Origin of the sequence: Pseudomonas fluorescens (assembly GCF_900215245.1) — a bacterium.
In the GTDB taxonomy this organism is placed as follows: domain Bacteria; phylum Pseudomonadota; class Gammaproteobacteria; order Pseudomonadales; family Pseudomonadaceae; genus Aquipseudomonas; species Aquipseudomonas fluorescens.
The window spans coordinates 1,959,955-1,979,276 of the sequence record NZ_LT907842.1 but is presented as its reverse complement, the minus strand read 5'-3'; the positions used below and the strand labels follow the sequence as shown (position 1 = coordinate 1,979,276).

Here is a 19,322-nt window from a genome sequence, read left to right as displayed (position 1 = left end):
CAGTCATCGAAGTATAACCAGCTTGATACAACTGTAGGTTGGATAAGTGAGTCAGGCGTCACACTTGGCCGTATTGCTGCCCATGCCTGAGCCAACGATCGAGCAACGGGCTGACGTGATCCGGCCAGCGTTCAAGCAGTGCCTGCGCCGCATCACGCACGGCGGGCAGCAGGTCGGCGTCGCGCATCAGGTCGGCGACCTTGAATTGCAGCAGGCCGGTCTGGCGGGTGCCGAGCATTTCGCCGGGGCCGCGCAGCTCAAGGTCTTTTTCGGCGATGACAAAGCCGTCGTTGGTTTCGCGCATGATGCCCAGGCGCTGACGGCCGATCTGTGACAGCGGCGGGTGGTAGAGCAGCACGCAGTGGCTGGCGGCGCTGCCCCGGCCAACACGGCCGCGCAATTGGTGCAGTTGGGCGAGGCCCAGGCGCTCGGGGTTTTCGATAATCATCAGGCTGGCATTGGGCACGTCCACACCGACCTCGATCACGGTGGTGGCCACCAGCAGTTGCAGGTTGCCGGCCTTGAATTCGGCCATCACCGCGGCTTTTTCCGCAGGTTTCATGCGGCCGTGGATCAGCCCGACCTTGAGCTCGCCCAAGGCACTGGTGAGGTCTTCATAGGTGGTTTCGGCAGCCTGGCAGGTCAGTTCTTCGGACTCTTCAATCAGCGTACATACCCAGTACGCCTGACGCCCTTCGGCGCAGGCACCGCGCACGCGCTCGATGACCTCCACACGCCGCGTGTCGGTCACCAGCACGGTATTGACCGGTGTGCGGCCTGGCGGCAGCTCATCGAGAATTGACGTGTCGAGATCGGCATAGGCGCTCATGGCCAGCGTGCGCGGGATCGGCGTGGCCGTCATGATCAGTTGGTGCGGGTTCATGCGTCCGCCCACGCCTTTCTGGCGTAAGGCCAGGCGTTGCTGCACGCCGAAACGATGCTGTTCGTCGATGATCACCAGTGCGAGGTTCTTGAACTGCACTTCATCCTGGAACAACGCGTGGGTGCCCACCACCATCGGTGCACCTGCGGCGATCTGTTCCAGCGCCGCCGCGCGGACCTTGCCCTTGAGCTTACCCGCCAGCCATGCCACTTCCAGGCCGAGCGGTTCGAGCCAGCGCTTGAACGTGATGAAATGTTGTTCGGCGAGGATCTCGGTGGGCGCCATCAGCGCCACCTGGTAACCGGCTTCCAATGCTTGCAGGGCGGCGAGGGCGGCGACCACGGTCTTGCCCGCGCCCACGTCGCCCTGGATCAGCCGCAACATCGGTTCGTGCTGGCTGAGGTCATAGGCAATTTCATTGCCCACGCGTTGCTGGGCGCCTGTCGGCGCAAAGCCGAGGTTGGCCAGGTATTGCGCCGGCAGGCGCGTGGCCTTGGGCATCGCGGGTGCACGCAGGGAGCGCATGCTTTCGCGCAGGCGTTGCTGAGACAGCTGGTGGGTCAGCAGTTCTTCGAAGGCCAGGCGGTGTTGTGCCCAGTGATGACCGAGCGCGAGTTCGTCGACATCGGCATCGGCTGGCGGGTTGTGCAGGTAACGAATCGCATCGTCCAGCGGCGCCAGTTGATAGTCGCGGGCCAGTTCTAGGGGCAGCCAGTCGGGCAGGCTTTTCGGGCCGAGCAGGGTCAGGGTCTGCATGCACAGCTGGCGCAGGCGTTGTTGTGTCAGGCCTTCGGTCAGTGGGTAGATCGGCGTGAGCGTGGTATCGACCGGGGGCGGCTCGTCGCCGGTGATGGCGCGGTACTCCGGGTGATAGATTTCCAGGCCCGACGCGCCAGGCCGGGCTTCACCGTAACAGCGCACGCGGGTGCCACGCTTGAGGCCTTCCTTTTGCGCATTGCTGAAGTGATAGAAGCGCAGGCTCAGCCCGCCGGTACCGTCCTGCAGCCGTACGACCAGGCTGCGGCGCTTGCCCATCACCACATCGGCACCGCTGACGGTGCCTTCAACCACGGCGTCCTGGCCCGGCCGCAATTGGCCGATGGGCACCACACGTGTGCGGTCCTGATAGCGCAGAGGCAAGTGAAACAGCACATCCTGGAGGTTCTCCAGGCCGACCTTGGCCAACTTCTCGGCCATGGCTTCACCGACACCTTTGAGTGCCGTCACCGACACTCGCGACAGCTCAGTCATACGCTTACTTAGCTCGCAGCAGGCGGCTTGGCCACCGAGCACAGGCGGATCGAGTCGGCGAGGATCTCAATGGCTTTCGGCCGCGGGAAGCTGGCACGCCAGGCAATGGCCACGGTACGGAACGGCACTGGCGGCGTGAGTGGGCGCACCGCAATCACGCCAGGGGCGTAGTGATGGCTGTCGACTGCCGACAGCGGCAGGATCGAAATACCCAGGCCGGAAGCCACCATGTGACGAATGGTTTCCAGGGAGCTGGATTCTACGGTGGTGTGCTTGGCGCCGTCGTTGCCCTTGGTCAGGGTCGGGCAGGCTTCCAGTACCTGGTCGCGGAAGCAGTGGCCTTCACCGAGCAGCAGCAAGCTCTTGTCGTTGAGCAGGCCGGCGTCGATGGTGTCTTTCTGTGTCCACGGGTGTGAGGCGGGCATCAACACGTAGAACGGCTCGTCGTAGAGCGGCAGGGTCAACACGTCTGCCTCGTTGAACGGCAGGGCGATAATGATCGCGTCCAGCTCGCCGTTGCGCAGTTTGTCGCGCAATACGTGGGTGAAGTTTTCTTCGATATACAACGGCATCTGCGGCGCAACGCGGTGCAGTTGCGGGATCAGGTGCGGGAACAGGTACGGGCCGACGGTATAGATGGCGCCGACTTTCAGCGGTGCGGTCAGCTGGTTCTTGCCGGCCTGGGCCAGCTCGCGAATGCTTTGGGCTTGTTCCAGTACCTTCTGGGCCTGGGCAACAATGCCTTCACCCACTGGCGTGAGGCGCACGGCGCTCTTGCTGCGCTCGAAAATCAGCACACCGAGTTCGTCTTCAAGCTTTTTCACGCCCACCGACAGCGTCGGCTGGCTGACGTGGCAGCGCTCGGCCGCATGGCCGAAGTGCTGTTCTTGGGCGAGGGTCACGATGTAGCGTAATTCTGTAAGAGTCATAGCGGGCGTCCATGAGGTTGCAGGCCAAGCATAACGGCTGCAATCGATAGACGCACGTTATCAGAACTTTGATGGGGATTGAGCGGGGAGTGGCGCGGATTTAGCTGAAAAAGGATTTTTAGAGCTGATGAAATCAAACGTGGGAGCAAGCTTGTTCGCGAAAGCGGTGGGTCAGCCAATAAAATCGGTGACTGACACTCCACTTTCGCGAGCAAGCCCGCTCCCACACGCACGCCCGTTTTTGCAAGCCTTAGCGGCGACGCTTCTCGATGTTGTAAACAAACGGCGCGACGATCTCGACGCTGCCGCCTTTCAACATATCGGCCGGTGGCTTGGGCAGTGGCTGGGCACGACGGATCATGTCCAGGGTCGCACGGTCCAGGTCAGCGTTGCCGGAGCGGCCGACCAGCTCGTACGACAGCACGTTGCCTTCGGCATCGACTACAAAGCGCAGGCGGTTCAAACCTTCCTTGCCACGCTGTTGGGCGCTTGGCGGGTACTTCTTGTACTTCTGCAAATGCGCCAGCAGGGCGCCTTCCCAGGACGCCTTGGCCGCTACCTGTGCAGGCGATGGGCCGGGCACGGGCTGGGCGGACTTCTCAGCCGGGGCTTTGGTCGGTGGGGTTTCGCTCGGTGGCTCCTCGGAAGGTTTTTCCTTGGGTGGCTCGGGCTTCTTCTCCACGGGTTTGGGCGGCTGAGGCTTCGGTTTGGGCTTGACCGGCTTGGGTACCTGGATCGTGGGCTTGGGTGCCTCGGCCATTTTCGGCAGGGGCAGTTCTTCCACCGGTGCCGGCGGCTGCGGCGGTGTAATGACTTTGGGCGGTGCCGGAGGCGGCGGTGCAGGCATCGGCGCCAGGTCGATGACCATGGCCGCCGGTGGCAGTTGGACCGGATGCGGCGCGGACCATTGGAGCGCGATGATGATCGCGACGGCATGCACGCCCAGCACGACGGCGAGGCTGGTGCCATAACGCGTCAGTTTGTGGCGCGTCGTGATCATTTCTTGGCTGCCGTCTCAAGTCCGACCAGGCCAACCTTGAGGTAGCCGGCTGCCCGCAGGGCATCCATCACGCTCATCAGGTCGCCGTAGTCCACGCCCTTGTCGGCCTGGAAGAAGATCGTCGTGTCTTTCTTGCCTTGGGTCTTGGCGTCGAGCACCGGGCCCAGGGTTTCGGCTTTGACTTCTTCTTCGCCCAGGAACAGGCGTTGGTCCGCTTTGACGCTGAGGAAAATCGGTTTTTCCGGCCGCGGCGCAGGTTTGGCGCTGGACGCAGGCAGGTCGACCTTGATGTCCACGGTGGCCAGTGGGGCCGCCACCATGAAGATGATCAGCAGCACCAGCATCACGTCGATAAACGGTGTGACGTTGATTTCGTGGTTCTCGACGAGTTCGTCGTCGCCTTGATTCAAATGCAGGCCCATGGCCGATTACCCCACTTTCACCATGTGCGGTTGCGAGCTGCGCTCGGTAGGCAGGTGATCGAGGTCGCGGCTGACCAGCAGCAGGACTTCTGCCGATGCGTCCGATACCTGAGCCTTGTAGCCGGCAATCGAACGGGCAAAGACGTTGTAGATCACCACCGCAGGAATCGCGGCAACCAGGCCCAGAGCCGTAGCCAGCAGGGCTTCGGCGATGCCAGGGGCAACGACGGCGAGGTTGGTGGTCTGGGTTTTGGCGATGCCGATGAAGCTGTTCATGATGCCCCACACGGTGCCGAACAGGCCGACGAAAGGCGCGGTGGAACCAATCGTAGCCAGAACCCCGGTGCCGCTGCTCATGTTCCGGCCACAGGCTGCAACCAGCCGCTCCAGGCGGAAGCTGACGCGTTCCTTGATGCCTTCTTTTTCACGGGTATTGGCCGACAGGCGCATTTCTTCCAGCGCGTCCTGAACCAGCAGGTTGGCCAGGGTGCCCTTCTTGGTCGCGGTTTCGCTGGCTTGCTTGAGGGTGGTGGCCTTCTTCAGGTGGACGATTTCAGTGCGCAGGCGGCGCTTGGCGCCCAGCAGCTCGAAGCCCTTGGCGATCCAGATGGTCCAGGTAATGATCGAGGCGATGGCCAGGCCGATCATCACGGCTTTCACCACGACGTCGGCGTTCTGGTACATGCCCCAGGGTGACAGGTCATGGGCCATGCCCAAGGTGTTGTCTTGTTCGAGCACTACACCGGAGTCGTCGGCAGGTGCCGGGTTGGCCGCCTGGGCAGGGTCGGTGGCGACCGGTGCGGCAGCAGGCGCAGCCGGAGTTGCCGCGGTGTGCTCGGCAGCCGCCGGAGCGGCTGGGGCGGTGGCATCAGCGAAGGCGGCGGTCGGTGCCAGCAGTACGCTGAACAGCAGCGCAGCAATCGCACGCCAGGCGCGGGATGGGCTGTGAAGCTTGGTTGGCGAAGCGGGGTTTGTATTACGTGTCATGCTGGCCGGACCTGAGAGAGAAATGAGTGATCGTCCTGCCAGACCCTGTGAGGCCGAGGACAAATTGGGGGGTTATTATTGCAAGTAATTCTTGTTAACAAAAGTAATACAGTTACTTAATTTGTCCTTTTGCTGGCCGCTGGTCATCTCTGGCGGCTAATCTGCGCCTTTAAGAATGGAGTTTTGTGATGTCTGCGCCTTCTGTTGTAATTGCCGGTTGCGGCGATGTGGGTAGTCGGCTGGCTAGCCAATTGCTGGCCTCGGGATGGGAGGTTCATGGGCTGCGACGCGATATTTCGCGGCTTCCCGACGGGGTCATCGGCATTGCCGGCGACCTGTTCAAAAAAGATTGCCCTGACACCTGGCCGATCGGCGGGGTGGATTACCTGGTGTACTGCGCTGCTGCCACGGACCACGATGAAGCCGGCTATCGCGCGGCATATGTGCAAGGGTTGCAGCATGTATTGGAGTGGCTGGGCGACTACGGCCAGGAACCCAAGCATCTGTTGTTTGTGTCCAGCAGCAGTGTGTACGGCCAGCAAAAGGGTGAATGGGTCGACGAAACCTCCGACACCCTGGCGAAGGGATATTCGGGCCAGGTGATGCTGGAGGCCGAGCAAGTGGCCCTCAACAGCGCAATCCCTGCGAGTATCGTGCGGTTGACCGGGATCTACGGTCCCGGCCGCGAATGGCTGTTGACCCAGGTGCGCCAGGGCTACCGCGTGGCAGTTGATCCACCTTTATATGGCAACCGGATTCACGCGGATGACGCCGCGGGCTTGCTCGCGTTTTTGTTGCGGCATGTGGAGCAGGGCGGTGCGCTGGATAAGATCTACATCGGCGTGGACGATGCGCCTGCGCCGTTGGCGGAAGTGGTCGGCTGGTTGCGCGAGTACCTGGGCGTAACCGAGTGGGCGGATGATGCGAGTGTGCGTCGTGCCGGCAGCAAGCAATGCAGCAATGCCCGCGCCAAGGCGCTGGGCTGGGTGCCGACGTATCCGACCTATCGCGAGGGGTATGCAGCGATTCTAAAGGGCTAAACGCGATCAAAAAAATGTGGGAGCGGGCTTGTTCGCGAATGCGCGGGTTCAGTCACTGAGGGTTTGACTGTTACACCGTATTCGCGAGCAAGCCCGCTCCCACATTTAGCGTTGTGTTTGGCTGCCTATTTTTTTTCAAGCAACCACTGTCGCGGGCCGGGCGTGAACGAAGGTACTTCGTCGGTATGCGCGGTGTTTACCGCCTGGAAAATTTCCAGCTGCTTGCCTTTGCGCACGAAGATCCACGGGTTGCCCTGGCCGTTCAGTTGCAGCCAGATACTGTCGTAGCCGCCGCTCATCGAGGCGCAGTCACCCGCCAGGCACAGCGAGTAGCGGTCGACGCCTGGCAGGCCAGCGACCTTGCCGTCGGCCTGGAACTGCACCGTGGCGCCGTCGCCGTTGCCGTCAGTGATCTTCCAGTCGCCGCCCATGTAGGCTGCATACAGCGCCCGTTCGAAGTTGGCGCCCAATGGCGCGCCCTCCGGAGCCGGGTCTTTGGCGCGGGCGAACAATTGTTCTGGCTCGTTATCGTTGGCCACTTGCAACAGTTGTATGCCCTTGCGCTTGAGTTCGGTAGCCGAGCTGCCGTAGAACTCGACGCTCCAGGCGCCGGATTTCTCACCCAGCAACTTGCCTTCAGCGACTTCAAACCCATTGTAGTAGCGTGCCTGCGAAGCCTTGGTATTGACCTCCCATTCGAGGTTCGGGCCAAAGGATTGCAGGGCTTCACGCAAAGGGCCGCCCTTGGCTGCCGCGTTGATGGCGGCCTGGTTGATCCAGGTGCCGCTCACATCCAGGTCGGCGGGGTTGCTGGCGCAGCCGCCCAGCAACAGGGCGAGCAACGAAGAGGCTACAAGCGCTTTGCGCATTACGAAATCCTTCTAAAACGAAGTCGGCGCAGCCCGTGAAGGCTGCGCCGGGTGTTTTACTCGATGACCAGAATCGCGTCCATCTCAACCTGTGCGCCTTTAGGCAAGGCAGCAACGCCGATGGCGGCGCGGGCTGGGTACGGCTGTTCGAAGTACTTGCCCATGATCTCGTTGACCTTGGCGAAGTGGCTCAGGTCGGTGAGGAAGATGTTCAGCTTGACGATGTCCTTGAACGAACCGCCAGCGGCTTCGGCCACGGACTTGAGGTTTTCGAAGACTTGTACGGTTTGTGCTTCGAAGCCTTCAACCAGTTCCATGGTCTTTGGGTCCAGTGGGATCTGGCCGGACATGTAGACGGTGTTGCCCGCCTTGATCGCCTGGGAGTAAGTACCGATGGCGGCCGGGGCCTTGTCGCTGGTGATAACAGTCTTGGTCATGAGTGACTCCTTGTAAGAGAACGGCTATGCACGCATGCGGGTGATGCGGATCACTCCCGTCAGGGCGCGCAGTTTCTTGATCACACGGGCCAGGTGCACGCGGTCGTGCACGCTGACCACCAGCTGGACCACGCTGATGCGGCCATCGCGCTCATCCATGCTGATTTTCTCGATATTGCCGTCGGCCGCGTTGACGCTGCTGGCCAGCAGGGCGATCAGGCCGCGCTGGTGCTCCAGCTCAACCCGCAGCTCGACGTTGAATTCACCGGTGACATCCTTCGCCCACGAAAGCTGGATGCATTTTTCGGGGTTGTGACGGATCTCGCTGATATTGCGGCAGTTGTCCAGGTGCACCACCATGCCTTTGCCCGCAGACAAGTGGCCGACAATCGGGTCGCCCGGGATCGGCGTACAGCACTTGGCGTAGCTGAGCACCAGGCCTTCGGTGCCGCGAATGGCCAGCGGGCCTTCGGGGCTTGGCAGTTGTTCGCCTTCGCCGAGCAGGCGGCGGGCGACCACATAGGCCATGCGGTTGCCCAGGCCGATATCTTCCAGCAGGTCTTCGATGGTTTCCTGGCGGTACTCGTGGAGCATTGCTTGCACGCGTTCGGCCGGGATTTTTTCGAGGGCGCTGTCGAAACCGTTGAGCACCTTGTTCAGCAGGCGTTCGCCCAGGCTGATGGATTCGGAGCGGCGTTGCAGTTTGAGCGCGTGGCGGATGTGTGTCCGCGCTTTACCCGTGACCACGAAGTTAAGCCAGGCCGGATTCGGGCGCGCGCCGGGTGCACTGACGATCTCGACCGTGGAGCCGCTTTGCAGCGGTTCGGACAGCGGTGCGAGACGACGGTTGATCCGGCAGGCAATGCAGCTGTTGCCGACATCGGTGTGCACCGCGTAGGCAAAGTCGACCGCCGTGGAGCCTTTGGGCAGCTCCATGATCCGGCCTTTGGGCGTGAATACGTAGACCTCGTCCGGGAACAGGTCGATCTTCACGCTTTCGATAAATTCCAGGGAGTTGCCGGCACGTTGCTGCATTTCCAGCACGCCTTTGACCCACTGGCGGGCGCGGGCATGGGTGCCTTTGGGTTGCTCGTCGCCGCTGGATTTGTACAGCCAATGGGCGGCGATGCCGTTGTTGGCCATTTCTTCCATTTCCCGCGTGCGGATCTGGATCTCGATCGGCACCCCATGCATACCGAACAACGTGGTATGCAGCGACTGATAGCCGTTGGCCTTGGGAATGGCGATGTAGTCCTTGAAGCGGCCTGGCAGAGGTTTGTACAAATTATGTACAGCGCCCAGCACGCGGTAGCAGGTATCGACCTTGTCGACGATGATCCGGAACGCATACACGTCCATGATCTCGTTGAAGGCCCGGCGCTTGCCGCGCATCTTCTTGTAGATGCCGTAGATGTGTTTCTGCCGGCCGCTGACCTCGCCTTCAATCTCGTCGATCGCCAGGCAGTGGCTCAGCGACTCTTCGATCTTGTTGACGATTTCCTTGCGGTTGCCACGGGCGCGCTTTACCGCCTGGTAGATGCGCGCCGAGCGCATCGGGTGCATGGCCTTGAAGCCGAGGTCTTCGAATTCGATACGAATGGCATGCATGCCCAGCCGGTTGGCGATGGGCGCGTAGATTTCCAGGGTTTCCTTGGCGATGCGCCGGCGTTTTTCGCCGGACAGCACTTCCAGCGTGCGCATGTTGTGCAGCCGGTCCGCCAGCTTGACCAGAATGACCCGAATGTCGCGGGCCATGGCCATGGCCATCTTCTGGAAGTTTTCTGCCTGGGCTTCGGCCTTGGTCTCGAAGTTCATCTGGGTCAGTTTGCTGACCCCGTCGACCAGTTCGGCCACGGTTTCGCCAAATTGCGCGCTGAGCGCTTCCTTGGCGATGCCGGTGTCTTCAATCACGTCATGCAGCATCGCAGCCATCAGGCTCTGATGGTCCATGTGCATGTCGGCGAGAATATTTGCCACGGCAAGAGGATGCGTGACATACGCTTCACCACTGCGGCGGCGTTGGCCGTCGTGGGCTTGTTCGGCGTAGAAATACGCTCGGCGGACCAGGTTGACCTGGTCTGGGCCGAGGTAGGCCGATAAGCGATCGGCGAGGGCGTCTATGCTCGGCAAAGTGTTAACTCCTGCCGTTGGCTGTGACCCCGCGCCGTGCTACGTCGACCAGGCATAGGCTTAGACGGCCTCGTTGGACTCGTCCTCGAACGCTGCAAACAGCGGTTCGTCTTCAACGATTTCGGCGTTAGCGATGAACTCGTAGCTCATCAGGCCTTCAGCGATTTCACGCAGGGCTACAACGGTAGGCTTGTCGTTTTCCCACTGGACCAGTGGCTCTTTGCCGCCAGTGGCCAATTGACGGGCACGCTTGGTAGAGAGCATGACCAGCTCAAAGCGGTTATCCACGTGTTCTAGGCAGTCTTCAACGGTTACGCGGGCCATGGTATTCCTCGGAGCGAATGCAAGATGCGCGCTGCCCGGTTGGGCGAGCGGACTAAACAGTTTAAAAAATCACCAGCGTTTAGGGAAGCGCTGTTTTTTCGCAGGCCCTCGCAAAACCGCTACAAGTGCCAATGTAAAGCCCTTGCAGCGGTTTTGGGAAGCGTCAATCAACCCAGCAGTTCGGCCAGTAATTTACCGAAACGCTGTTGTTGGCGCTTCTGCTGGAGCTGATTGGTACGGAAAATCGCCTTCAAATCGTCCAGGGCATGCGCAAAATCGTCGTTGATGATCAGGTAGTCATAGTCGACGTAGTGGCTCATTTCGCTGACGGCTTCACGCATGCGGCCTTCGATGATCTCGTCGCTGTCCTGGCCACGGTTGGTCAAGCGCTGGTGCAAGGCTTCGAGCGAAGGTGGCAGGATGAAGATCGAGCGCGCCTTGGGCATCAACTGACGCACTTGCTCAGCGCCCTGCCAGTCGATTTCCAGGATCAGGTCGTGGCCTTCGTCCAGGGTCTGCTGCAAATGGCTTTGCGAAGTGCCGTAGAGGTTGCCGAAGACTTCGGCACGCTCAAGGAAGTCGCCGTGTTCGATCATCTTCACGAACTCGGTGCGCTCGACGAAGTGATAGTGCACGCCGTCCACTTCACCCGGGCGCATGGCGCGGGTGGTGTGCGAGACCGAGATGCGGATTTGCTCGTCAGCGTCGGTCAGGGCCTTGACCAGGCTGCTCTTGCCCGCGCCCGAAGGGGCGGAAATGATGTAAAGGGTGCCGGTGCTGTGGGTCATGGAGGTTGCCTTACTCAATATTCTGTACTTGTTCGCGCATCTGCTCGATCAACACCTTGAGGTTGACCGCAGCCGTGGTGCTGCGCGGATCAAACGCCTTGGAGCCCAGTGTATTGGCTTCGCGGTTGAGTTCCTGCATCAGGAAGTCCAGGCGCCGACCGGCGGCACCGGCGGACTTGAGCACGCGGCGCACTTCGAGGATATGGGTGCTCAGGCGGTCGAGCTCTTCGGCCACGTCACTCTTCTGTGCCAGCAGCACCATTTCCTGCTCCAGGCGCACGGGGTCGAGGTCGGCCTTCATGTCGGTGAAGCGGTCGAGGACTTTCTGGCGTTGGGTGGCGAGCATCTGCGGCACCAGCTCGCGCAGGGTGACTACGTCGGCTTCGATCGAGGTCAGGCGCTCGTTGATCAGGCGGGCCAGTTCGGCGCCTTCGCGCTCGCGGCCGGCCTTGAGCTCCTTCAAACCCTGTGTAAACAAGGCGAGCGCTTCGGCGTTGAGGGCTTGCGGGTCGGTGGCGTCGGCCACGAGTACGCCGGGCCAGGCCAGCACTTCCAAAGGGTTGAGCGCGGCGGGCTGCTTGATCAGGCCGGCGATGGTTTCGGCGGCGGCAACCAGTTGCGCGGCGCGGTCGCGGTCGACTTGCAGTGGCTTACCGGTGGTTTCCTCGGTAAAGCGCAGGGTGCATTCGAGCTTGCCACGGGAGATGCCCTGGCGCAGTGCTTCACGCACGGCGCCTTCGAGGTCACGGAAGGATTCCGGCAGACGCAGGTGCGGCTCCAGGTAACGGCTGTTGACCGAGCGCAGTTCCCAGCTCAGGGTGCCTTGGACGCCGGCTTTTTCGACGCGGGCGAAGGCGGTCATGCTGTGCACCATGGAGGTACCTCGCGATGCAGTCCCACAAATGCGGGCTGATGGGTAAATTGAAGCCGACAGGCTGCGAAGGCGCAGGATTGTAGCGCAGTGGGGCGAGCGCGCCCAAACAATGGGCAATAGGCTCGCCATTCGTAACCGAATTTTTTAGAAGTGCCCCGAATCGGTTCGCGGCTCTATAATGCTCGGCAGTTTTTCGTCCTCCGTACAGGTATCCCCTATGAAACGTCCAAGTGGTCGCGCTGCCGATCAGCTCCGCTCGATCCGCATCACCCGCAACTACACCAAACACGCCGAGGGATCTGTACTGGTCGAGTTTGGCGATACCAAGGTGATCTGCACCGTCAGCGTCGAAAACGGCGTGCCGCGTTTCCTCAAGGGCCAGGGCCAGGGTTGGTTGACCGCCGAATACGGCATGCTGCCGCGCGCCACCGGCGAGCGTAACCAGCGTGAAGCCAGCCGTGGCAAGCAAGGCGGCCGTACCCTGGAAATCCAGCGTCTGATCGGCCGCTCCCTGCGTGCAGCCCTGGACATGTCCAAGCTGGGCGACGTTACCCTGTACGTCGATTGCGACGTGATCCAGGCTGATGGCGGCACGCGCACCGCTTCCATCACCGGCGCTATGGTGGCCCTGGTCGATGCACTCAAAGTGATCAAGAAACGCGGCGGCCTGAAAGGCGGCGACCCGCTCAAGCAAATGATTGCTGCGGTGTCGGTCGGCATGTACCAGGGCGAGCCCGTGCTGGACCTGGACTACCTGGAAGACTCGGCTGCCGAGACCGACCTGAACGTAGTGATGACCAGCACCGGTGGTTTCATCGAAGTGCAGGGCACCGCCGAAGGCGCGCCATTCCAGCCGGCCGACCTGAACGCCATGCTGGCCTTGGCCCAGAAAGGCATGACCGAAATTTTCGAGCTGCAGAACGCCGCACTGGCTGACTGAGTCGGCCTCAAGGAGAAACGCCATGAATGACAGCCAACTACCCGTGCCTACGCCTTCCTACGAAGTGCGTCAGGGAGCCATGTTGTGTCACTTGGCGGCGTTTCTGGGGTTTGTGTTCCCCTTCGGCAGCGTCGTAGGGCCGCTGATCCTGTGGCAGATGAAAAAGGAAGTGGACCCGTTCATTGATGATCAGGGCAAGGAAGCCTTGAACTTCCAGATCACCGTGGCCATCGCCTGGATGGCGTGCATCGTGCTGGCTTTTGCGGTCATCGGCTTTTTCCTGATGTTTGCACTGGCCATCGGCACTATCGTGCTGACGATCATAGGTGCGATCAAAGCCAACAAAGGCATCGCCTATCGCTATCCCTTGACCTGGCGAGTGGTCAAATAACGCGGGTTCGGCCGACAGGCATCCACAAAAAAACCGACAACGATGTCGGTTTTTTTGTGCCTGGGAAAAGACCTCAGATGGTCAGTGTCCAGTCGTAGTCCACGATCAGTGGTGCGTGCTGCGAAAAGCGTGGCTGGCGCGGCAGACGTGCGCTGCGAACAAACCGGCGCAGACCTGGGGTCAGCAACTGGTAGTCGAAACGCCAGCCCAGGTTGAGCATCTCAGCCTGTTCGTTATCCGGCCACCAGCTGTACTGGTCGCCTTCACGGCTGACTTCACGCAGGGCATCAACATAGCCCATGTTGCCGACAATCTCGTCCATCCAGGCACGTTCTGGTGCCAGGAAGCCCGGGGATTGCTGGCTGTCACGCCAGTTCTTGATATCCAGCTTCTGTTGCGCCACGTACAGCGAGCCACAATAAATGTACTCGCGACGTTTGCGTCGCTGTTTATCCAGGTAACGGGCGAAATCGTCCATTAGCTTGAACTTCTGGTTCAAGTCTTCATCGCCGTTCTGCCCCGAAGGGAGCAGCAAGGTCGCGATGCTGACCTTGTCGAAATCGGCTTGCAGGTAGCGCCCGTAGCGGTCGGCTGTCTCGAAGCCGAGGCCGCTGATGACCGCCTTGGGTTGCAACCGCGAGTACAAAGCCACGCCACCTTGGGTGGGCACTTCGGCATCGCAGGCATAAAGGAAGTAGCCATCCAGTTGGAAGGCTGGGTCGTCCAGTTCAAAGGCGGAGGCGCGGGTGTCCTGCAGGCAGATGACGTCGGCATTCTGTGCTTGCAGCCAACTGAGCAAACCACGCTCGACTGCAGCCTGAATACCATTAACGTTCACACTGATGATCCGCATAAATGGCCCCAAAAATCGCGTGCGTGTATGATACACGCCGTCTACCTAATTAGCTAAATCCGTGGTATCTGAGGCTTTTTTCATGCAGGCGTATCAACGCGATTTCATTCGTTTTGCCATCGATCGCGGCGTTTTGCGCTTCGGTGAGTTCACCCTGAAGTCCGGGCGCACCAGCCCATACTTCTTCAATGCAGGCTTGTTTAACTCGGGTTCGGCCCTGGCTCAGCTGGGCCGTTTCTACGCGGCAGCCATTGTTGAAAGCGGTATTTCCTTCGACGTACTGTTTGGCCCGGCCTACAAGGGTATCCCGCTGGCGGCCGCGACGGCCGTTGCGTTGGCCGAACATCATGGGCTTGATCTGCCGTGGTGCTTCAACCGTAAAGAGGCCAAGGCTCACGGCGAAGGCGGCAGCCTGGTGGGTGCTCCGCTTAAAGGCGACGTGCTGATTATCGACGACGTGATCACTGCCGGCACCGCGATCCGTGAAGTGATGCAGATCATCGCTTCCCAGGAGGGCGCCAAGGCGGCCGGCGTGTTGATCGCTCTGAACCGCCAGGAGCGCGGCAACGGTGAGTTGTCGGCAATCCAGGAAGTGGAGCGTGATTTCGGCATTCCGGTGGTGAGCATCGTGTCGTTGAACCAGGTGTTGCAGTTCCTGGAAGATGACCCGCAGCTCAAGCAGCATTTGCCGGCGGTTAAGGCATACCGCGAGCAGTTCGGCGTCTGACACGGCGGCCCATGCAAGCCAGCGCCCACAAAAAAGGCCCCGCTCAATTTGATTGAGCGGGGCCTTTTGGTTTGCCGCGTTTAAGGACGCTTGCGATTGCTGATCAGCGTACCCACACCGGTATCGGTGAAGATTTCCAGCAGGATCGCATTCGGTACCCGACCATCCAGGATCAGCGAGCTACCGACGCCGCCTTGCACTGCTTCCAGCGCGCAACGGATCTTCGGCAGCATGCCGCCGTAGATCGTGCCGTCGGCGATCAGCTCGTCCACCTGCTGGGTCGTCAGGCCGGTCAACACCTTGCCTTCCTTGTCCATCAGGCCGGCGATGTTGGTCAGCAGCATCAGCTTTTCAGCTTTCAGCGCTTCGGCCACTTTACCGGCGACCAGGTCGGCGTTGATGTTGTAGGACTCACCGTTGGCACCTACACCGATCGGCGCGATCACCGGAATGAAGTCGCCTTTGACCAGCAAGTTCAGCAGGTCGGTGTTGATGCCGATGACTTCGCCTACCTGGCCGATGTCGATGATTTCCGGCTGGGTCATTTCCGGCGTCTGACGGGTAACGGTCAGTTTTTTCGCGCGAATCAGCTCCGCGTCTTTGCCGGTCAGGCCGATGGCGCTGCCGCCATGACGGTTGATCAGGTTGACGATGTCCTTGTTCACCTGGCCGCCGAGGACCATCTCCACCACGTCCATGGTCTGCGCGTCAGTAACGCGCATGCCATCGATGAAGTGACTCTCGATCGACAAGCGCTTGAGCAAATCGCCGATTTGCGGGCCGCCACCGTGCACAACTACCGGGTTGATCCCGACAGCTTTCATCAACACGATGTCGCGGGCAAAGCCGGTTTTCAGCTCCTCGCTTTCCATGGCATTGCCGCCGTACTTGATCACCAGCGTCTTGCCGACGTAGCGTCGAATGTAAGGCAACGCTTCGGACAGGACCTTGGCGGTATTGGCAGCGGCTTCGCGTTCGAGGGTCATTCAGGGCTCCGGTAAAAAATCAGAACGGTAATTGGAGATCAGGGGCAACACGTTTCAACTGGGCGTGGAACACGTCCTTGATGCGCTGCAACTCAGCCTCGGTATCCGCCTCGAAGCGCAGGACCAGCACCGGTGTGGTGTTGGACGCGCGAACCAGGCCCCAGCCTTTGGCGTAATCGACTCGCACACCATCAATGGTGGTCAGGTTGGCGCCTTCACCCCATTGCGCATCGTGCAGTGCGTCAATGATGCTGAATTTGCTCTCCTCGGTCACATGGATATTGATCTCTGGCGTAGAAATATCATTCGGGAAGGTCTGAAACAGCTCCTGCGCCGTGGATTTTTCCTTGCTGAGGATCTCCAGCAGACGGGCGGCGCTGTAAATGCCGTCGTCAAACCCGAACCAGCGCTCCTTGAAGAACACATGGCCGCTCATCTCGCCAGCCAACAGCGCGCCGGTTTCCTTCATTTTCTTTTTGATCAACGAGTGACCGGTCTTCCACATGAGTGGGCGACCGCCGTATTCCTTGATCAGCGGCGTGAGACGGCGGGTGCATTTTACGTCGAAGATGATTTCAGCATTGGGATTGCGCGCTACCACGTCTCGGGCGAACAGCATCAGCAAGCGGTCTGCGAACACATTCTCGCCGGTGTTGGTCACCACGCCGACGCGATCACCGTCACCGTCGAACGCCAGGCCCACGTCGGCGCCGGTTTCCTTGACCTTGGCGATCAGGTCTATCAGGTTTTCAGGTTTGCCCGGGTCCGGGTGGTGGTTGGGGAAGTTGCCGTCAACGTCGCAGAACAGCGGGATAATTTCGCAGTTCAGGGCTTCGAGCAGCTGCGGGGCGATCACGCCGGCCGCGCCGTTGCCACAGTCCACCACCACTTTGAGGCGGCGTGCGAGTTTGACGTCGCCGGTGATTTGGTCGGAGTAGCGTTGAAGAATGTCGACTTGGGTAATGCTGCCTTTACCGCTGGTCAGGTCGTTGTTCTTCAGGCGGTTGTGCAGGGCCTGGATCTGTTCGTTGGCCAGGGTATCGCCGGCGATGACGATCTTGAAGCCGTTGTAGTCCGACGGGTTATGGCTGCCGGTGAGCATCACCCCGGATTTGCCGGCCAGTACGTTGGCGGCGTAGTACAGCGCAGGCGTCGGCACCAGGCCGACGTCGCTGACGTGGCAGCCGCTGTCGGCCAGGCCCTGGATCAGTTGTTCCACCAGTTCCGGGCCGGACAAGCGGCCGTCACGGCCTACCGAAACATTGGGCTCGCCCTGGGCCAGGCTCTGGGAGCCAATGGCCCGACCGATCCAATAGGCGGTTTCGGCGGTCAGGGTCTTGGGCACCACACCACGAATGTCGTAGGCGCGAAAGATGCTGTCGGGGAATGTCGGGGCTACTCGGGCTGCGGTACTCATCGCGGGGGGGGAACTCCATCTGAAGGGGGGCAAGGCTGGCCTTAAAGTGGCTGACCGGCAGGCTCAAACTGAAGGGTAAGACGGCGTTTTCGGCAGAGAGTTCGTGGTGTAAAAGTGCCATCGGAGTACTGGCTCCGTTTGCGTTTTTGCGTAATTCATTGATTTTATTAGAAAAATCTCGCTGAATAAAACCGCGCATTCTTCATCCTGAATAGCCATGCGGTGACGTCTTGCCGGACAACTGCGCCCGGCAAGATTCAGCTTAGTCAGTGGCTGCCGGAATGCCCAAAACCACCTGCGCCGCGTTGAGTTTCGTCGAACTCCTGTACCAGTTCGAAGTGCGCCTGTACCACCGGCACCAGCACCAACTGGGCGATGCGCTCGCCAACGGCGATGTTGAACGCGGTGTTGCCACGGTTCCAGCACGACACCATCAGCTCGCCCTGGTAATCCGAATCGATCAGGCCCACGAGGTTGCCCAGCACGATGCCGTGTTTGTGGCCCAGGCCGGAGCGCGGCAGGATCAGCGCCGCCAGGCCAGGGTCGCCGACATAGATCGACAGGCCAGTAGGAATGAGGAGGGTCTGGCCCGGCTCAAGGACCGTGTCCTGCTTGAGCATGGCGCGTAGGTCCAGGCCGGCGGAGCCCGGTGTGGCGTAGGCCGGCAGCGGGAATTCGTTGCCGATGCGAGGGTCGAGGATCTTGGCTTGCAAAGCGTGCATGTAAATTAAACCTGGTTCAGCCGTTGGGCGATAAATGAGATCAGTTGGCGGGCAATCTTGCCTTTGCTGGTCTGGGCGAAAACGGTGGCGTGCAACTCGCGGTCGATCACGCTGATGGCATTTTCCTCACTGTTGAAGCCGATGCTCGGGTTGGCGACATCATTGGCAACGATCAGGTCGAGGTTTTTGTCTTTCAATTTGCGCGCGGCATAGTCCAGCAGGTGCTCGGTCTCGGCGGCGAAGCCGACACTGAATGGCCGGTCCGGGCGGGTGGCGATGGTCGCCAGAATGTCCGGGTTGCGCACCATTTGCAGGAGCAGGCCATCGCCACTTGTAGGGTCTTTCTTGAGCTTTTGCGGGGCGACGACTTCCGGGCGGTAGTCTGCAACCGCTGCCGAGGCGATAAACAGCTCGCAGGGAATGGCTGCTTCACAGGCCGCCAACATGTCCCGGGCGCTGACTACGTCGATGCGCGTGACGCGATCGGGGGTTGGCAAGTGCACCGGACCGGTGATCAGGGTGACGCGTGCGCCTGCCTCAACCGCGGCTTCGGCCAAGGCAAAGCCCATTTTTCCTGAGCTATGGTTGGTGATGTAACGCACCGGGTCGATGTTTTCCTGGGTCGGGCCAGCGGTGATCAGTACGTGTTTGCCGGTGAGTGCCAGGTGCTGGAAGCACTCTGCGGCGCACTGCGCCAGGTCGGTGGCTTCGAGCATGCGGCCCATGCCCACGTCGCCGCAGGCCTGGCTGCCGGAGGCCGGGCCGAACACTTTGAGGCCACGGCTCTGCAGGAGTTGGGTGTTGGCCTGGGTGGCCGGGTCGCGCCACATGGCCTGGTTCATGGCCGGGGCGATGGCGACGGTAGCGTCGGTGGCCAGTACCAGTGTGGTCAACAGGTCATCGGCAATGCCTTGGGCCAGACGCGCGATCAGGTCGGCAGTGGCCGGGGCGATCAGCACCAGGTCAGCCCATTTGGCCAGCTCGATATGGCCCATGGCGGCTTCGGCCGCCGGGTCCAACAGGTCCAGGTGAACGGGGTGGCCGGACAGGGCTTGCATGGTCAGTGGGGTGATGAACTCACTGCCACCGCGTGTCATGACCACGCGCACTTCGGCGCCCTGGTCCAGGAGCCTGCGAACCAGCTCTGCGCTCTTGTAGGCGGCAATGCCGCCGCCGACGCCGAGAACGATGCGTTTCCGATACAGACGCTGCATTGGTTTGCCTTTCCAGTTCAGTGATGCCAGTTCAGTGACGCCTGCGATGCCCCCTCCCCAGGTGAAATCGCACGCAAAAAAGAGGGCTTAAGATAACACAGCGACCGCCGGGCAACAGCGGCGCACATGCACACGGAG

Annotated in this window: 19 protein-coding genes and 1 pseudogene; 4 read left to right on the top strand and 16 right to left on the bottom strand. The window is 60.8% G+C overall.

Annotated features, from left to right (window positions below; all coding sequences use genetic code 11):
• Window positions 1-58 precede the first annotated feature (58 nt).
• The 5 genes from recG to exbB form a co-directional block, all read right to left on the bottom strand.
• Window positions 59-2,134, bottom strand: coding sequence for an ATP-dependent DNA helicase RecG (recG, locus tag CPH89_RS09390; RefSeq protein WP_053258672.1), 2,076 nt, complete (start codon window positions 2,132-2,134; stop codon window positions 59-61).
• An 8-nt stretch (window positions 2,135-2,142) separates the two neighbouring features.
• Window positions 2,143-3,063 (bottom strand): hydrogen peroxide-inducible genes activator, encoded by a 921-nt coding sequence (locus CPH89_RS09385; protein WP_003213305.1) that lies wholly within the window; start codon window positions 3,061-3,063, stop codon window positions 2,143-2,145.
• A gap of 250 nt (window positions 3,064-3,313) precedes the next feature.
• Window positions 3,314-4,063, bottom strand: coding sequence for an energy transducer TonB family protein (locus CPH89_RS09380; protein WP_053258671.1), 750 nt, complete (start codon window positions 4,061-4,063; stop codon window positions 3,314-3,316).
• Window positions 4,060-4,485 carry a TonB system transport protein ExbD gene (exbD, locus tag CPH89_RS09375; protein ID WP_003195519.1) on the bottom strand — a complete coding sequence of 142 codons (426 nt, stop codon included), beginning with the start codon at window positions 4,483-4,485 and terminating at the stop codon, window positions 4,060-4,062. The genes CPH89_RS09380 and exbD overlap by 4 nt, the downstream gene beginning before the upstream one ends.
• A gap of 6 nt (window positions 4,486-4,491) precedes the next feature.
• The gene (gene exbB / locus CPH89_RS09370; protein WP_053258670.1) at window positions 4,492-5,472 is read right to left on the bottom strand and encodes a tonB-system energizer ExbB; all 981 of its coding nucleotides are present in this window, start codon (window positions 5,470-5,472) and stop codon (window positions 4,492-4,494) included.
• Between the two features lie 188 nt (window positions 5,473-5,660).
• On the opposite strand from exbB, the gene CPH89_RS09365 reads away from it, so the two are divergent.
• Window positions 5,661-6,512 carry an SDR family oxidoreductase gene (locus tag CPH89_RS09365; RefSeq protein ID WP_053258669.1) on the top strand — a complete coding sequence of 284 codons (852 nt, stop codon included), beginning with the start codon at window positions 5,661-5,663 and terminating at the stop codon, window positions 6,510-6,512.
• Between the two features lie 125 nt (window positions 6,513-6,637).
• Here CPH89_RS09365 and CPH89_RS09360 read toward each other — a convergent pair whose 3' ends face one another.
• The 6 genes from CPH89_RS09360 to CPH89_RS09335 all read right to left on the bottom strand — a co-directional run bounded on the left by CPH89_RS09360 (window position 6,638) and on the right by CPH89_RS09335 (window position 11,934).
• Window positions 6,638-7,381 carry a hypothetical protein gene (locus tag CPH89_RS09360; protein WP_053258668.1) on the bottom strand — a complete coding sequence of 248 codons (744 nt, stop codon included), beginning with the start codon at window positions 7,379-7,381 and terminating at the stop codon, window positions 6,638-6,640.
• A gap of 56 nt (window positions 7,382-7,437) precedes the next feature.
• Complete coding sequence (locus CPH89_RS09355) at window positions 7,438-7,818, bottom strand: RidA family protein (protein WP_003176922.1); 381 nt, start codon at window positions 7,816-7,818, stop codon at window positions 7,438-7,440.
• Between the two features lie 24 nt (window positions 7,819-7,842).
• Complete coding sequence (gene spoT / locus CPH89_RS09350; protein ID WP_053258667.1) at window positions 7,843-9,948, bottom strand: bifunctional GTP diphosphokinase/guanosine-3',5'-bis pyrophosphate 3'-pyrophosphohydrolase; 2,106 nt, start codon at window positions 9,946-9,948, stop codon at window positions 7,843-7,845.
• A 60-nt stretch (window positions 9,949-10,008) separates the two neighbouring features.
• A complete protein-coding gene (gene rpoZ, locus CPH89_RS09345) occupies window positions 10,009-10,272 on the bottom strand; it encodes a DNA-directed RNA polymerase subunit omega (RefSeq protein WP_003176920.1) in 264 nt (87 codons plus the stop codon).
• Window positions 10,273-10,439: 167 nt separating this feature from the next.
• Window positions 10,440-11,060: a guanylate kinase gene (gene gmk / locus CPH89_RS09340; protein ID WP_053258666.1), complete on the bottom strand. Its 621-nt coding sequence runs from the start codon at window positions 11,058-11,060 to the stop codon at window positions 10,440-10,442.
• Window positions 11,061-11,070: 10 nt separating this feature from the next.
• Entirely contained in the window at window positions 11,071-11,934 is an 864-nt protein-coding gene (locus tag CPH89_RS09335) for a YicC/YloC family endoribonuclease (protein WP_053258665.1), read from the bottom strand.
• Window positions 11,935-12,151: 217 nt separating this feature from the next.
• On the opposite strand from CPH89_RS09335, the gene rph reads away from it, so the two are divergent.
• Both rph and CPH89_RS09325 read left to right on the top strand, forming a co-directional pair.
• The gene (gene rph, locus CPH89_RS09330) at window positions 12,152-12,874 is read left to right on the top strand and encodes a ribonuclease PH (protein ID WP_003213280.1); all 723 of its coding nucleotides are present in this window, start codon (window positions 12,152-12,154) and stop codon (window positions 12,872-12,874) included.
• Between the two features lie 22 nt (window positions 12,875-12,896).
• On the top strand, window positions 12,897-13,265 hold the full coding sequence (locus CPH89_RS09325) for a DUF4870 domain-containing protein (RefSeq protein ID WP_053258664.1): 369 nt from the start codon (window positions 12,897-12,899) through the stop codon (window positions 13,263-13,265).
• A gap of 73 nt (window positions 13,266-13,338) precedes the next feature.
• On the opposite strand, the gene CPH89_RS09320 is transcribed toward CPH89_RS09325, so the two are convergent.
• A complete protein-coding gene (locus tag CPH89_RS09320; protein ID WP_003195493.1) occupies window positions 13,339-14,118 on the bottom strand; it encodes a catabolite repression control protein Crc in 780 nt (259 codons plus the stop codon).
• 82 nt (window positions 14,119-14,200) lie between these two features.
• Between CPH89_RS09320 and pyrE the strand changes: the two genes are divergently transcribed.
• Window positions 14,201-14,845, top strand: a complete 645-nt coding sequence (pyrE, locus tag CPH89_RS09315; RefSeq protein ID WP_053258663.1) for an orotate phosphoribosyltransferase — start codon at window positions 14,201-14,203, stop codon at window positions 14,843-14,845.
• A gap of 80 nt (window positions 14,846-14,925) precedes the next feature.
• Here pyrE and argB read toward each other — a convergent pair whose 3' ends face one another.
• From argB to coaBC, 4 genes and pseudogenes are all read right to left on the bottom strand, one after another.
• The gene (gene argB / locus CPH89_RS09310; RefSeq protein WP_017735763.1) at window positions 14,926-15,831 is read right to left on the bottom strand and encodes an acetylglutamate kinase; all 906 of its coding nucleotides are present in this window, start codon (window positions 15,829-15,831) and stop codon (window positions 14,926-14,928) included.
• Between the two features lie 19 nt (window positions 15,832-15,850).
• Window positions 15,851-17,254: pseudogene (locus CPH89_RS09305) on the bottom strand (phosphomannomutase/phosphoglucomutase); the annotation flags it as partial.
• Between the two features lie 260 nt (window positions 17,255-17,514).
• A complete protein-coding gene (gene dut / locus CPH89_RS09295) occupies window positions 17,515-17,970 on the bottom strand; it encodes a dUTP diphosphatase (protein WP_053258661.1) in 456 nt (151 codons plus the stop codon).
• Window positions 17,971-17,975: 5 nt separating this feature from the next.
• Window positions 17,976-19,184 carry a bifunctional phosphopantothenoylcysteine decarboxylase/phosphopantothenate--cysteine ligase CoaBC gene (gene coaBC / locus CPH89_RS09290; RefSeq protein WP_053258660.1) on the bottom strand — a complete coding sequence of 403 codons (1,209 nt, stop codon included), beginning with the start codon at window positions 19,182-19,184 and terminating at the stop codon, window positions 17,976-17,978.
• Window positions 19,185-19,322: the final 138 nt, after the last annotated feature.